Source organism: Rhodoferax sp. EU05-FHT12H12 (assembly GCF_058791215.1).
The window spans coordinates 297,922-311,753 of sequence record NZ_JBYTDI010000003.1 but is presented as its reverse complement, the minus strand read 5'-3'; the positions used below and the strand labels follow the sequence as shown (position 1 = coordinate 311,753).

11 protein-coding genes are annotated in these 13,832 nt (G+C 63.5%); 5 read left to right on the top strand and 6 right to left on the bottom strand.

Annotation, left to right across the window (positions count from 1 at the left end):
- Window positions 1-198: 198 nt before the first annotated feature.
- Together AC3WS7_RS10870 and AC3WS7_RS10865 are read right to left on the bottom strand one after the other, a co-directional pair.
- A complete protein-coding gene (locus AC3WS7_RS10870) occupies window positions 199-1,053 on the bottom strand; it encodes a lipase secretion chaperone (protein ID WP_492656353.1) in 855 nt (284 codons plus the stop codon).
- 126 nt (window positions 1,054-1,179) lie between these two features.
- Window positions 1,180-2,109: a lipase family alpha/beta hydrolase gene (locus AC3WS7_RS10865; protein ID WP_492656352.1), complete on the bottom strand. Its 930-nt coding sequence runs from the start codon at window positions 2,107-2,109 to the stop codon at window positions 1,180-1,182.
- A gap of 235 nt (window positions 2,110-2,344) precedes the next feature.
- On the opposite strand from AC3WS7_RS10865, the gene gspF reads away from it, so the two are divergent.
- From gspF to AC3WS7_RS10845, 4 genes are all read left to right on the top strand, one after another.
- Window positions 2,345-3,562, top strand: coding sequence for a type II secretion system inner membrane protein GspF (gspF, locus tag AC3WS7_RS10860; RefSeq protein WP_492656351.1), 1,218 nt, complete (start codon window positions 2,345-2,347; stop codon window positions 3,560-3,562).
- A 7-nt stretch (window positions 3,563-3,569) separates the two neighbouring features.
- Window positions 3,570-4,463, top strand: coding sequence for a 5'-nucleotidase (locus AC3WS7_RS10855; protein WP_296472692.1), 894 nt, complete (start codon window positions 3,570-3,572; stop codon window positions 4,461-4,463).
- 77 nt (window positions 4,464-4,540) lie between these two features.
- Window positions 4,541-4,756, top strand: coding sequence for a hypothetical protein (locus AC3WS7_RS10850; RefSeq protein ID WP_492656350.1), 216 nt, complete (start codon window positions 4,541-4,543; stop codon window positions 4,754-4,756).
- Window positions 4,757-4,837: 81 nt separating this feature from the next.
- Window positions 4,838-6,628: an ABC transporter ATP-binding protein/permease gene (locus AC3WS7_RS10845; RefSeq protein WP_492656349.1), complete on the top strand. Its 1,791-nt coding sequence runs from the start codon at window positions 4,838-4,840 to the stop codon at window positions 6,626-6,628.
- Here AC3WS7_RS10845 and queC read toward each other — a convergent pair.
- The 4 genes from queC to AC3WS7_RS10825 all read right to left on the bottom strand — a co-directional run bounded on the left by queC (window position 6,583) and on the right by AC3WS7_RS10825 (window position 11,145).
- Window positions 6,583-7,323: a 7-cyano-7-deazaguanine synthase QueC gene (gene queC / locus AC3WS7_RS10840; protein WP_492656348.1), complete on the bottom strand. Its 741-nt coding sequence runs from the start codon at window positions 7,321-7,323 to the stop codon at window positions 6,583-6,585. The two genes, AC3WS7_RS10845 and queC, sit on opposite strands and share 46 nt — an antisense overlap.
- Window positions 7,324-7,379: 56 nt before the next feature.
- Window positions 7,380-7,724: a hypothetical protein gene (locus AC3WS7_RS10835; protein ID WP_492656347.1), complete on the bottom strand. Its 345-nt coding sequence runs from the start codon at window positions 7,722-7,724 to the stop codon at window positions 7,380-7,382.
- Between the two features lie 346 nt (window positions 7,725-8,070).
- Complete coding sequence (locus AC3WS7_RS10830; RefSeq protein ID WP_296472681.1) at window positions 8,071-9,651, bottom strand: methyl-accepting chemotaxis protein; 1,581 nt, start codon at window positions 9,649-9,651, stop codon at window positions 8,071-8,073.
- A 51-nt stretch (window positions 9,652-9,702) separates the two neighbouring features.
- Entirely contained in the window at window positions 9,703-11,145 is a 1,443-nt protein-coding gene (locus AC3WS7_RS10825) for a DUF4139 domain-containing protein (protein WP_492656346.1), read from the bottom strand.
- A gap of 597 nt (window positions 11,146-11,742) precedes the next feature.
- On the opposite strand from AC3WS7_RS10825, the gene AC3WS7_RS10820 reads away from it, so the two are divergent.
- The gene (locus tag AC3WS7_RS10820; protein ID WP_492656345.1) at window positions 11,743-13,761 is read left to right on the top strand and encodes a ribonucleoside triphosphate reductase; all 2,019 of its coding nucleotides are present in this window, start codon (window positions 11,743-11,745) and stop codon (window positions 13,759-13,761) included.
- Window positions 13,762-13,832: the final 71 nt, after the last annotated feature.

The window sequence follows — 13,832 nt, the reverse complement described above, 5'->3', positions numbered from 1 at the left end:
ACGCGCTGAACTGGCAGAAGCCCAGCGCACCGGTGACATCGTGGCCAGCAAAGACACCGGTACGGACGAATACGCATCGGGCGCAGGCCGCAAGTTGAACGAACTGTTCCCCAACCTCTACCCCGCGACCCGCACCAACTAAAACCACGCACGCCGTGACAGCCCCCGCAGCGTTGCCGCTGTGGGGGCTTTTTTGCGTCAGGGCTCGTAGGCCGCCAACCGCTTGCGCTCCAGCTCCGAGAACTGCGTTTGCTGCAAACTGTCCAATGCCGCCACACGCTCCGACTCCGGGGCCTCGGCCAACGCCGTCAACACCGCCGCGCGTTCGGCCAGGTAGCGGTCCATTCGGCCCCTCCAGGCTTGGTCCTCCCGGTCCAGCTCGGCAAGTCGGGCCGCTGCCGACGCATCCAGCGCCTGGGCACGCAAACGGTACACCTCGTCCTCGCTTCCCCCTTGGGCACGCAGCGCCCGGGCCTTGTCCTCCAAATGCAGAATCGCGCGCGGCGCATCGCGCTCTGCACGCAAGGCTTGCGGCATGGCGGCATCCAGCGTGGCCCACTGGGCGCTGCGTTGTGCCGCATCCAGAGCGGGGTTGTTCGCAATGTCCAACCGCGCCAGCGCATCCTGGTCGGCCGCGTCCTCCAGGCCAAACATGGCCTGCTCTTCTTCGGCATTAAAAAAACGGGCACGCAGCGCCTGCATGCCATCAAAGCGCTGACGCACACTTTGCGAGCCCGGCGGCAACTGGGTCCAGTGCTGCTCCAGCGCAAACAGCGCGTGCTTGAAATCGAGGTACCGTGCCAGCAAACGCTTGGCAGCCGCGGCCTGTTCGGGCGCCAGAGTCTGGTCCAGTGCCAGGTGAATCTGCTGCGCGATGGCGGGTACCGATTGCTCCCCCACCGTGCTCAGGTGGTAGTCAAACAAGCGCCGCAGCGCGGCGTAGGCCAGAGGGCCGCTGCCCGCTCCCGGCAGGGGGTTGAGCCCGCCCAGACTGTCCACGCCATCGGGCTCCGTGCCTTGCAGGGAAGCCGCGGGTGCCGCCAGCACCGACACACGCTGCGCCGACGCGCTACCCGCGATCCCCGGTTCTGACGGTAAGGCCCACCACAGCACAGCCGCCGCCAGTGCGCCCCCACAGAGGCCCACGCACGCGCGGCGCCACCGCTGAGACAGCAAGGCTTACAACCCTGCGTTCTTCAGGCGGTTGGCCTGCTGTCGGAACAGGGTGACCGGGCTGGTCTCAAACAAATTGGTCAGGCCCACGGTCTGGTTCACTTCGTCCAGGTGGTTGATGGCGTAATCGTCGCGGATGACCTTGCCCAGGCGCGAAGAGCAACTGCTCACCAGACCGTCGTTCTTGGCACCCAGGAAAGCCAGCGAGGTCAGGGCCAGCGCCGGGTCTGCGACATCCAGCAGATGGGTATAGGGCTTGGCACCACTCCACGAGTAGTAGGCCACGCCATTCACGGTGTACGCGCCCTCACCGCAGGCGCTGGTGGGCACACCTTGGGGGTGGGCGGCATTGAATTTTTTGCTGCCTGCCGTACTGAGCGACTGGGCGGCCGCCAGCGAGTTCTGGCTCAGCCCACCACCACCCGACAAGAAGTTGATGAGGGTGCCCAGGCCGTTGGTGATAGACACCAGCACGGTATTGCTGAAGGTGCCCGCGGGCGCCACACCCAGAAGCACATCGGCCACTGCCGAGCCCTTGTTCACGCCGCCAATGGAAGTGACCGAGGCCACCAGGTCAGGCCGCACCGAGGCCACATACCGCGCCGTGGGCCCGCCATGGCTGTGGCCCATGAGGTTGACCTTGGCCGCCCCCGTGGCGGCCAGCACCTGCCGAACCTGGCTGAGCAACTGCTCGCCACGCACCTCGGTGCTGTTGGCCGCAGCCACCTGCACCACATAGACCTTGGCACCATCGGCACGCAGGGCGGAGGGAATGCCGTAGAAATACTCCACGGGGCCGATGTTGTCGAAGCCAAACAAGCCGTGCACCAGCACGATGGGGTATTTGGTCTGGGTATAGCCCGCTGCAAAAGCGGTGGGAATCAGGCTCAGGGCCAGCGCGCACGCGGCCAGCCAACGCATCACGGTACTCTTCATGCTTGTCTCCTCGGGACCTCTGGAGGGTCGATGGGGTTGAAGGGATATCAGTCGATGGAAGCGGTGCGACCACAGGGGTGGGGGACGCTGTCGCGCAGGACTTGCGGGCTGCTGCTTGTGTCGGCAGTTGCGAGTCTTAAATAGCACGGTCGTGCTTTTAGAGAAGCATACGCGGCAGGGTTTTTCTTGTCATGGTGGAAAACCCGCGACCGCGGCCTGCGGCTACCATTGCGCCATGGCCGCCTTCACCTACTCCGCCCTCGACGCCGATGGCAAGACCCACACGGGTGTGCTGGAGGCCGACGCGCCGCGCGCCGCGCGCAGCCAGTTGCGGGCCCAGCAACTGGTGCCTCTGAGCGTGCAGGAACTGCGCAGCGCCAGCGATACCAGCAACCCCAGCGCCCGCCGGGTACGGCGGGCCTTCACCAGCACCCAGCGCGCCGTATGGACGCGGCAGCTCGCCAGCCTGGTGTCGGCCGGGCTGCCATTGGAGCGCGCGCTCAGCGCCCTCACCGACGAGGCCGAAACCCCCGCCCAGCGCGACGTAGTCGCCACCCTGCGCGCCGAAGTCAACAGCGGCAGCAGCCTGGGCCGGGCCCTGTCGCAGCAGCCGCGGGAGTTTTCCGAGATCTATGTGGCCGTGGTGGGCGCGGGTGAATACCGTGGCCACCTGGGCACGGTGCTGGAGCGCCTGGCCGATGAACTGGAAGAACAACACACCCTGCGCTCCAAGCTGCTGGGCGCAGCGCTCTACCCCGCTGTGGTCAGTGTGGTGGCCTTGCTGATCGTCATGTTTTTGCTCACCTATGTGGTGCCGCAGGTGGCTGGTGTGTTTGCCGGCTCCAAGCAGGCCCTGCCTTTGCTCACCCGCGTCATGCTGGGCATCAGCAGCAGCGTCAGCAACTATGGCCTGCTGGCATTGGCCGCTATCGTTATAGGAGCTATTGGCGCAAAGCTGGCTTGGGCTGGGGCCGCTTTTCGCTTAAAAGTCGACACCTTGTGGCTGCGCCTGCCGATTCTGGGCCGACTGGCCCGCGGCTACAACGCGGCGCGTTTTGCCAGCACCCTGTCCATGCTTGCGGCCGCAGGCGTGCCCATTCTCAAGGCGCTGCAGGCGGCAGCCGAGACCCTGTCCAACCGGGCCATGCGCGAAGACGCCCTGCGCGCGCTCGTGATGGTGCGTGAAGGCGCCCCCCTGGCCAGCGCACTGGCCCACGAAAAACGCTTCCCGCCACTCTTGGCCATGTTTGCCCGCCTGGGCGAACAGACCGGCCGCCTGCCCCAGATGCTGGACCGCGCCGCCCTGCAACTGCGCACCGAGGTGCAGCGCCGCGCCCTGCAACTGGCCACACTGCTGGAGCCCCTGCTCATCGTCGCCATGGGCATCGTGGTCATGCTGATCGTGCTGGCCGTGCTCATGCCGATCATCCAATTGAATCAATTAGTGAAGTAACCAACCCATGGCACTCACCCTCGACGGCAAACTGGTCGTTGCCATCTCCAGCCGCGCGCTGTTTGACTTTGAAGAAGAGAACCAGATCTTTGAGCAGGGTGACGACCGCGCCTACATGCAGCTGCAGCGCGACCGGCTCGACATCCCGGCCAAACCCGGCGTGGCCTTCTCGCTGGTGCAAAAACTGCTGGCCTTCAACGAAACCCCATCGCAACGCGTGGAAGTGGTCATCCTCTCGCGCAACGACCCCGTCAGCGGCCTGCGTGTCATGCGCAGTGCGGCGCATTACGCCCTGCCCATCATCCGCTGCTCGTTCACGCGCGGCGAGGCCCCCTGGCGCTACCTCAAGCCGCTGCACGCCAACCTGTTCTTGAGCACGCACCTGAGCGATGTGCGCGCGGCACTGGCGGCCGGTGTACCCGCGGCACAGGTCTACCCGCACAGCGCCCACGCCAGCGATGCCCACCCGTCTGAAGTGCGCATCGCGTTCGACGGTGACGCCGTGCTGTTCAGCGATGAGGCCGAGCAGATTTACCAGAGCGGCGGCCTGTCGGCGTTTCAGAAACACGAAATGGACAAGGTCGCCCTGCCCCTGCCCGACGGCCCCTTCAAGCCCCTGCTGGTGGCGCTGCACCGCATGCAACAGGCGGCCATTCCGCACATGCGCATCCGCACCTCGCTGGTCACCGCACGCAGCGCCCCGGCGCACGAGCGCGCCATCCGCACGCTGATGGACTGGAACATCGAAGTCGACGAAGCCATGTTCCTGGGCGGGCTGGACAAGGGCGAGTTTCTGCGTGAGTTCGAGCCCGATTTTTTCTTTGACGACCAGACCGGCCACATCGAATCCGCCGCACGCCATGTACCGGCAGGCCATGTGGCCAGCGGTGTGCGCAACTAAAGTAACAGCGCGAAAAGCATTGGTAAAGCAATGTAAAACTGGCTGACAAGGCCGGGGCACGTGCCTAAGCTAGGCGCATGATGTCTTGGTTCAAGTCCGCCCGTGTGCCCTCTGCCACTCCAGCAGAGAGCGCCAGCCCGGTCGGCCAGTTGCAACACAGCCCCACGCTCTCCGCCAACGCGCAGATGTGGCGCCGCCTGGCCCGCGATGGGTATGACCGCACCGCCGAGCAAGTGCGCGCCTCGCAACCCGCGCCGCTGCAGCGCGACATCGACCCCCCTTCCCACCACTAACGCAACAAGCGGTTTGCAGCCGCTACCATGGCCCCAGAGCAGGGCTGTGGGCCGCTGCCATTTCAAACAAGGATGACGGACATGGCTTTTGTGGCAACCGTGGGCGCCAAGCTCCGCGCGTTTGGGCAGTTTGCGCGCCGCGTGTGGGCGCTGACCCAACCCTACTTTCACTCCGAGGACAAATGGAAGGCCCGCGGCATGCTGGCCGCCATCGTGGCGCTGAACCTGGGTCTGGTCTACATGGCCGTGTTGTTCAACGACTGGAACAAGCTGTTCTACGACGCGTTGCAAGAGAAAAATGCAGGCGTGTTCTGGACGCAGCTGGGCCGCTTCACCTACCTCGCCTTCGCCTTCATCGTCATTGCGGTCTACAAGTTCTACTTGACCCAGCTACTGGAGATGCGCTGGCGCGCCTGGATGACGGCGCACTACCTGCAGCGCTGGCTCAGTGGCCAGGCGTTTTACCGGCTGGAGCTGGCCCGCTTCACCAGTGCAGCCCACAGCGATGCCAACCCCGACAACCCGGACCAGCGCATCCAGGAAGACATCAACCAGTTCACCGGCTACACCATCTCGCTCAGCATGGGCCTGCTCAACGCCGTGGTGACGCTGGCCAGCTTTATTGGCATTTTGTGGAGTTTGTCGGGTGGTTTTGCCTTCAACGTGGCAGGCCACGACTACAACATCCCCGGCTTTATGGTGTGGATGGCGGTGCTGTACTGCGCTGCGGGCAGCATCATCACCCACTACATTGGCCGAAAGCAGATTCCGCTGAACTTTGCCCAGCAACGCGTGGAGGCCGACTTTCGCCACACCATGATCCGGGTGCGCGAGTACAGCGAATCGATTGCGCTGGACCGTGGCGAATCCGTGGCGCGCCACCAGCTCGGTGACCGGTTTGACAAGGTGCTGGGCAACTACCTGGCACTCATCAAGGCGCAGAAAAGCCTGATCTGGTTCACCAGCTTCTTTGGCCAGGCTGCGGTGGTGTTTCCGTTTGTGGTGGCCGCACCGCGTTTCTTCAGCGGTGCCATCCAGCTCGGCGAGCTGATGCAAATATCCAGTGCCTTTGGCCAAGTGCAAGGTGCCTTGAGTTGGTTTGTCGACAACTACGGCAGCCTGGCCACCTGGCGCGCCACCACCGACCGCCTGACCAGCTTTGAAGCATCATTTAAGGCTCTAGCGCCCGTGGTTATTGCGCAAGCAGCTCCTGAAACCATAGCAAAATCCGACACCCTGAGCGGTGCAGATGTGTCCGTGGCCCTGCCCAACGGCACGGTGCTGCTGGCCCCCACCCAACTGCAGGCCCAGCCCGGCGACCGCATCTTGCTGCAGGGCCCGTCGGGCAGCGGCAAGTCCAGCCTGTTCCGCACACTGGCGGGCATCTGGCCCTTTGCCAGCGGTGCGGTGCACCTGCCCGCCGACACCATGTTCATCCCGCAGCGGCCCTACTTTCCCAACGGCCCGCTGCGTGAGGCCCTGGCCTACCCGCAGGCCACCACGGCTTACAGCGATGCCCAACTGCAGCAGGCACTGCACGATGCCCTGCTGCCGGGGCTGGTGGACGATCTGGACCGGGTAGACGCCTGGAGCCAAAAGCTCTCCGGCGGCGAGCAGCAGCGCCTGGCGATTGCGCGCGTACTGCTCAAACAACCGCAATGGATTTTTGCCGACGAAGCCACCAGCGCGCTGGACGAAGCAGCCGAACAGACGCTGTACCAGCGCCTGAGCGACCTGGTGACCCGGCGTGGTGGCGGCCTGGTGTCCATCGCGCACCGTCCGGCGGTGGCGGCCTTCCACAGCCGCCAGTGGGTGCTCACGCCCCGTCAGGGCGAGGGGGCCTTGTTCACCTTGTCCGAAAACCGCGCATAACCCTTGGCCCGCAACTCGCAGGCCGGGCAGCTGCCGCAGCCGTAGCCCCAGGCCTGGCGGTGGGTGCGGTCACCCAGGTAGCAGGTGTGGGTGTGCTCCACAATCAGGTCCACCAGCGCCTGGCCGCCACCGGGCACGCCGGACTGCTCGCCCAACGCATGGGCCAGCGCCCAGGTCTGGGCCTTGTCGATCCACATCAGCGGGGTTTCGATCAGAAAGCGTTTGTCCATGCCCAGCGACAAGGCCAGCTGCAGCGCTTTCATGGTGTCGTCGCGGCAATCGGGGTAGCCCGAAAAATCGGTCTCACACACGCCGGTGACGATGACCTGCAGGCCGCGCCGGTAGGCCAGGGCCGCCGCCAGCGTCATGAACAGCAGGTTGCGCCCCGGCACAAAGGTGTTGGGCAGACCATTGGCTTCCATCTGGAAGGCGGTGTCGCGCGTGAGTGAGGTCTCGCTCACTTCGCCCAGCACAGCCAGATCCAGCAGGTGGTCCTCGCCCAGCTTGGTGGCCCACTGGGGAAAACGCGCGCGGATTTCGCGCAGCACGTTTAGCCGGGCCTCCAGCTCTACGCTGTGGCGCTGGCGGTAGTCAAAGGCAATGGTTTCGACACGCTCGTAGCGCGCCAGGGCATGGGCCAGGCAGGTCGTGGAGTCCTGCCCACCGGAGAAGAGGACGAGTGCGGTGGTGTGCATGGCCGCCATGGTAGAGCAAGGCGGAAGACCGTTGGCTGGGCCCGGCGGTGCCGGGATCAGATGTTTTCGGTCTTTTTGATCTTGCTGGGCGTGTAGACCAGCACCTCCTTGGCCAACTGACCCGGCACTTCGGCGGGGGTCAGCGGCTGCGGTGGGGTGAGCTGGATCTTGACCTGCTCAATCTGGATAGCGCTGGCACTGGCGGTCCACATGGTTTTCAGGTGGTCCAACAGCACTTGCGAAATCGGCTTGGGCGGAGGGTCTTCCACTTTTTCCGGCTCCGGGCGATGGATCGTCCAGTCTTTGGGCGCCGTAGCCGCCTCCGCACCGCGCTCTGTCGGCTCAGGCAGCACAACGCGGGGTGGCTGGCCCTCCGGGCTCTTGAGTGCAGGGTTCACCATGTCGATGACTCCAGGAGAGGACTCGACCGACGGGTTGGCGTTCGCTACAGGGTTGACCGGAGCAACTGGGATAACCCTATGTGCCCCAGACGAAGCCAAATCTGCGCCGGTGGGGCGCACATTTGGGTTTCGATCGATGGATGGCAGTTGCATTTTGGGTAGGCCTTGCGGCCCCTCCGGTTACTTTTAGGAGTTGACGTACATTTCTTAACGGCAGATTTAGGGGGTTATTTAGGCCTTTTTTTAAAAAATTTGGCTTTTTTGCGAGACGGCAGACATTTCCCATGCGAAAAACGCACCACAATGGTGCGTTTTGATGTGTGACAAGCCTTGCGCCCACAGTTCGTCAGGTCGCAGGCAAAGACAGGGGAGCGAGTCCACGCGCACCGCCAGGCAAGGTAAACCGGCCCACCAGGCGGTCCAGCAAGGCTGCCTGCTCACGCAGGGACGCCGCAGCCGCAGCACTTTGCTCCACCAAGGCCGCGTTCTGCTGGGTCATTTGCTCCAGCTCGGACACGGCGGCACTCACTTGCTGCATGTCCTGGCTCTGCTCGCTGCTGGAAGCGCTGATTTCGGCAATGATGCCGGTCACGCGCTGGACCGACTGCACGATGTCCTGCATCGTCTGTCCGGCCCCGTCCACCAGACGCGAACCATGTTCCACATTGGCAACCGAACTGCCGATCAGGGCCTTGATTTCCTTGGCTGCCTCGGCGCTGCGCCCGGCCAGCGCACGCACTTCGCTGGCCACCACAGCGAACCCGCGGCCTTGCTCGCCCGCGCGGGCGGCTTCCACGGCGGCATTGAGGGCCAGGATGTTGGTCTGGAAAGCAATGCCGTCAATCACCCCAATGATGTCCACAATCTTGTGCGAGGAGGCGTTGATCTCGTGCATGGTGCTCACCACCTGGGAGACCGCGGAGCCGCCGTTTTCCGCCACGGAATAAGCCGACCCCGCCAGCGCGTTGGCCTGCCGGGCGGCCTCCACCGACTGCTGCAGCGAGCCATTGAGGTGGTCCATCGTCGAGGCGGCACGTTGCAGGTTGTAGGCCGTGCTCTCGGTGCGGTTCGAGAGGTCCTGGTTGCCGTGCGCAATCTCGGAGCTGGCGATGCTGATGCTGCCAGTGGACTTGTGCACCTGCCCCACCAGCTGGGCCAGCGAGTCGGCCATATGGGCCAAGGAACGCAACACTTCGCCCATCTCGTCTTGCCGTGTGGTCTGGATGGCCACGCTCAGATCCCCTTGGCCGATGGACTGAGCCACCCGAACGATGTCGTCCAGCGGGTCGCACACATTGCGCTGCAACAGGCGGGTACCGATGGAGATCAGCACCACAATCACCGCCATGATGCCCGCGACGGACCAGACCGTACGCATGCGCTCTTCGCCCGCCTTGTCTCGCAGGGCTGTGGCCCCGGCCTCGGTGAGTTCCACCATGGTTTGCTGAGCGGCCAAAAATGCCTTGAGTTCAGATTGCGTGGCCGACTGGATATGGCTTCCCACTGCAGCCATGTCGCCCGAAGCCTTCAGATCTTGGGCTTTGCTGATGGAAGCCTGCAAAGACTGCGCCCTGGCCTTCACCGCTTCGAGTGCCGACTTCTCGGCAGGGCTTTGCATGATTTTCTCCAGCCCCGCCTGCAACTGGCCGATTTCTGCCATGGCGCTGTTCTGGTCCGCCAACAACAACTGGCCCGCTGCGGCATCGGCGTTCAGCGCAGCACCAATGCCACGCAGGGCATTGGCCTCGCCCAGCCCCCGCCAGCGGGCAGCCATCTCCAATTTGCTCTGCTGTTCTGATTGCTCGGCCACCGTGATCGCCTGCGAACGGATGGTGCGAACGGCGGAGCCCGAGGCCATGGCCACCAGCCCCACACTCACCGCGATGGCAGGCAACCACAGCTTCAACGCAATACTCAAGGACTTCATGGACCGCTCCGTAACAGTAACGGTCCAGTATCCGGGCAGGCCCGGCCAGGGTCAATAGCGGACCAGTGCGCGATAAGTCAAAACAGTACTGCCTTCGGCAGGCACATTGACCTTCCAGACTGCAGTATTGGCAGCCCCTTTGGTATGCGCCTGGCTGGCGCTCAGAATTTGCCAATCTCCCGGCATGGGTTCCTGCACCGTCACGGTCACGGCCTCCTTCTTGGCATTCTTCAGCACCAGTTGGTAGGCGCTCTCGAACACATAGTTGTACTTGCCGGTACCGCTGAGCTTCTTGAAGTCGGTCTGCTTTTTGTCGGCCGTCACGTCAAACGCGTCACCCAGCTTGAGGCGGACCTTTTCGTTTTTCGGTGTGTGGTCGATGCGGTCTTCACCGATGAATTGGGCGTTGCCCGCACTGTCTTTTTTGTACACCCGCACCACACCTTTGGGCAGGGGCATGCCCAAACGGGCGCTTTCCTTGTTGTCAAACTCCACGAACACGGCCACCTTCATCTTTTGGCCCAGGTCGCCGGCTGCCCCTTGGTAATAGTAGTCATTGCCTTGCAGCAGCAGCTCTTTGCGCGCAGGCACACCGCTGGCCGACATCAGGGCCACCTGCTTGGTCTGGTTCTCGGCAATGGTGGTGGGGCGATCCAGGGTGTAGAGGTGGTATTCAAACAAGGCTTCTTCGGCCATGCGCGATTCGGCCTTGGCTGCCATGGGTGCGGCCATCAGCACCGGGCGGCCACGCTGCAACTCGGGCTGCACCTGGTTGACATCGCCCGCCACCAGTTGCAGCTTCGCATTGCGGTAGGTGGCGCCACTGGTGTTGGTGAGCGTGACCCAGCCGGACATGTCGAGCTTGTCGTCCGCCGCGTTGAGCTCCACCACATAGTCGGCCTTCCAGCCCAGGCCGGAGGTCAGGTAGCTCAGTTCCACGTCTTGCTGGGCGGTGCCCTTGTTATCCAGTGCCATCACGAGTGTGGGGCGGTCGCGCAAGTTGGCTGGCACATCGCCAAACACCAGGCGGCCGGGGATTCCGGTTTCGATGCGCTGGCCGATCTTGAGCACCACGCCGTTGTTGGCGGAGAGCACGGTGGCCACCTCGGTGGTTTCCACCCCGGTGGCCGGGTTGGTGCGCACCACGTTCACGGTCTGGCCCACGTACTTCTCCAGCATCTTCTGGGGGGTGAGCAAATCAAAGTCGAAGTTCTGCTCCAACACGCTGAACGCGCCCGGTGCACTCACGCTGCGCAGCAGCGCGGTTTCGGGACGCATGCGGGCGCTCACATCACGAAAAGCAAGCGCTGACTTGCCGCCACTGAGCGACACCCGGCGCTGGTCTTTCACCAAGGCCAGGTTGTCGTTGTAAATGGTGACGGCCACCTCTTGCTGGTCCGCCAGCGTGCTGCGCTGCTCGGTGGACTGGGCCAACGCGGACTGGGCCAGCACCGTGAGCGCAGCCAAAGCAAAGGGAGCGGAAATAGAGCGCATAGAGAAACTTTCTGCAAAAAGGTAGGCAACCGGCGCACCCCAAGTGCACCAGCGGCGGGGCCCATGCAGCATAGCCGCCTGCGCCCCGCCCCCACGCAACGTCCGGACACCACGCGGCGCCGACCCTGTTGCAGAGTGTTACGCAGCGTCACCTGGCAGCAACCATGATGCTATTTATTTGATAGCTGGTAGCGCAATAACCACGGTCTCCATAGGCATATTTGTGCTTCAGGACCGATCCATCAACCCGGCAGGCGGTGTGGCGACGTGTCGTGTCGCGCCTGGCAGGCGGCAGCAAAGGGGCGGCATCCAGGCGGCCTTGTTCCCATGCGGCCGCCGTCAACGTCCTGCGCAACGACTTGCAACCTGCACCCGCGGTCAACAGAGCAATCTGTGCGCGCGCGACAGCGTGTTGGAGCCTTCCCACCGCATGAACCTGGTATGGCACTTTGTGCCGATATCGGAAGACCCAAAACACCACAAAACCACCAGACACCCATGCGGACCTTTGTCTTAAATCAAACTACAGGTAGTGTCTCAAGGCTATCGTGCACACCATAGGTAGTGTTTACGATCAACAATCACGCTGGAGCCCCCTTGCACAATCCCCCTACTTCCTTACCGCGCTCGGTCATCAAGCGGGGCGGCCAAAGCGCAGCTTTTGACGCAGCCAAGATCCACTCGGCCTTGGTGCGTGCGGGTGCGGCAAGCGGCGAATTTGGTGACGACGAAGCAAGCTTGCTGTGCGCCCAGGTGGGCAAGGTGCTGATTCACCGCTTCCATGGGCTGGCGCCCGCCATTGAACAAATCCAGGACGTGGTGGAACACACCCTGATTGCCGCCAACCACTTGGCCACGGCGCGCACCTACATTGCCTACCGCGAGCGCCACGCCACCCTGCGTGCCGACCACCAGACATTGGTGAATGTAGAGTCGTCTATCAACGAATACCTCACGCGTGCCGACTGGCGCGTGAACGCCAACGCCAACCAGGGCTACTCGCTGGGCGGGCTGATCCTGAACGTGGCGGGCAAGGTCACGGCCAACTACTGGCTGTCGCACGTCTACACGCCCGAGATCGGCGAGGCGCACCGCAACGGCGACATCCACATCCACGACCTCGACATGCTCAGCGGCTACTGCGCGGGCTGGTCGCTGCGCACGCTGCTGCACGAGGGGCTGAATGGCGTGCCGGGCAAAGTGGAGTCGGGGCCGCCCAAACACATGAGCTCAGCCGTGGGGCAGATCGTGAACTTTCTGGGCACGCTGCAAAACGAGTGGGCGGGTGCGCAGGCGTTCTCGTCGTTCGACACCTACATGGCCCCGTTTGTGCGCATTGATGCCATGGACTACGCCGCCGTGCGCCAGTGCATCCAGGAGCTGGTCTACAACCTGAACGTGCCCTCGCGCTGGGGCACGCAGACGCCGTTCACCAACCTCACCTTCGATTGGACCTGCCCCGAGGACCTGCGCGAGCAGGTGCCCGTGATCGCTGGCAAAGAGATGCCCTTCGCGTACGGCGACCTGCAGGTGGAGATGGACCTCATCAACCGCGCCTACATCGATGTAATGACCACGGGCGACGCCAAGGGTCGCGTGTTCACCTTCCCCATCCCCACCTACAACATCACCAAGGATTTCCCGTGGGAGAGCGAGAACGCGCAGCTGCTGTTTGAGATGACGGCCAAGTACGGCCTGCCGTACTTCCAGAACTTCATCAACTCCGAGCTGGAGCCGAACATGGTGCGCTCCATGTGCTGCCGCCTGCAGCTCGATTTGCGAGAGTTGCTCAAGCGTGGCAACGGCCTGTTCGGCAGCGCCGAGCAGACCGGCAGCCTGGGTGTGGTCACGGTCAACTGCGCGCGCCTGGGGTATCTGTACCGCGGCGACGAGCCAGCCTTGCTGGCCGCACTGGACCGACTGCTGGAACTGGGCAAACAAAGCCTGGAGACCAAACGCAAGCTCATCCAGCGCCTGATGGACCAGGGCCTGTTCCCCTACACCAAGCGTTACCTGGGCACGCTGCGCAACCACTTCAGCACGCTGGGCGTCAATGGCATCAACGAGATGGTGCGCAACTTCAGCGCCGACCTCTACGACATCGCAGCCCCGCAAGGCCTGGCCCTGGCCCTGCGGCTGTTGGACCACGTGCGTGCACGCATCGTCGACTTTCAGGAAGAAACCGGCCACCTGTACAACCTGGAGGCCACACCGGCCGAAGGCACCACCTACCGATTTGCCAAGGAAGATGCCAAGCGCTGGCCGGACATCCTGCAGGCCGGCAGCACTGAACGGCCCTACTACACCAACTCGTCGCAACTGCCCGTGGGCTTTACCGACGATCCGTTTGAGGCACTGCAGCGCCAGGAGGAGCTGCAGTCCAAGTACACCGGCGGTACTGTGCTGCACCTGTACATGGGTGAACGCCTATCCAGCGGCGACGCCTGTCGTGCGCTGGTCCAACGCGCATTGACCCGTTTTCGCCTGCCCTACATCACGGTCACACCCACCTTCTCGATCTGCCCCACACACGGCTACCTGGCGGGCGAACACCCGTTTTGCCCGGTGTGCGACACCGAGCGGCTACTGGCCAAACGCGAAAAATTAGCAGCCTAATTGGCATGTAGCCCCCGCCAAATATGCGCGAGTAGCTACCAAATTTATAGCAAATTCAACCACTAAAGGAG

Coding starts and splice junctions, on each gene's coding strand:
- AC3WS7_RS10865 (WP_492656352.1), bottom strand. CDS start 2,109: ATGAAGAGTACCGTGATGCGTTGGCTGGCCGCGTGCGCGCTGGCCCTG.
- gspF (WP_492656351.1), top strand. CDS start 2,345: ATGGCCGCCTTCACCTACTCCGCCCTCGACGCCGATGGCAAGACCCAC.
- AC3WS7_RS10855 (WP_296472692.1), top strand. CDS start 3,570: ATGGCACTCACCCTCGACGGCAAACTGGTCGTTGCCATCTCCAGCCGC.
- AC3WS7_RS10850 (WP_492656350.1), top strand. CDS start 4,541: ATGATGTCTTGGTTCAAGTCCGCCCGTGTGCCCTCTGCCACTCCAGCA.
- AC3WS7_RS10845 (WP_492656349.1), top strand. CDS start 4,838: ATGGCTTTTGTGGCAACCGTGGGCGCCAAGCTCCGCGCGTTTGGGCAG.
- queC (WP_492656348.1), bottom strand. CDS start 7,323: ATGCACACCACCGCACTCGTCCTCTTCTCCGGTGGGCAGGACTCCACG.
- AC3WS7_RS10835 (WP_492656347.1), bottom strand. CDS start 7,724: ATGGTGAACCCTGCACTCAAGAGCCCGGAGGGCCAGCCACCCCGCGTT.
- AC3WS7_RS10830 (WP_296472681.1), bottom strand. CDS start 9,651: ATGAAGTCCTTGAGTATTGCGTTGAAGCTGTGGTTGCCTGCCATCGCG.
- AC3WS7_RS10825 (WP_492656346.1), bottom strand. CDS start 11,145: ATGCGCTCTATTTCCGCTCCCTTTGCTTTGGCTGCGCTCACGGTGCTG.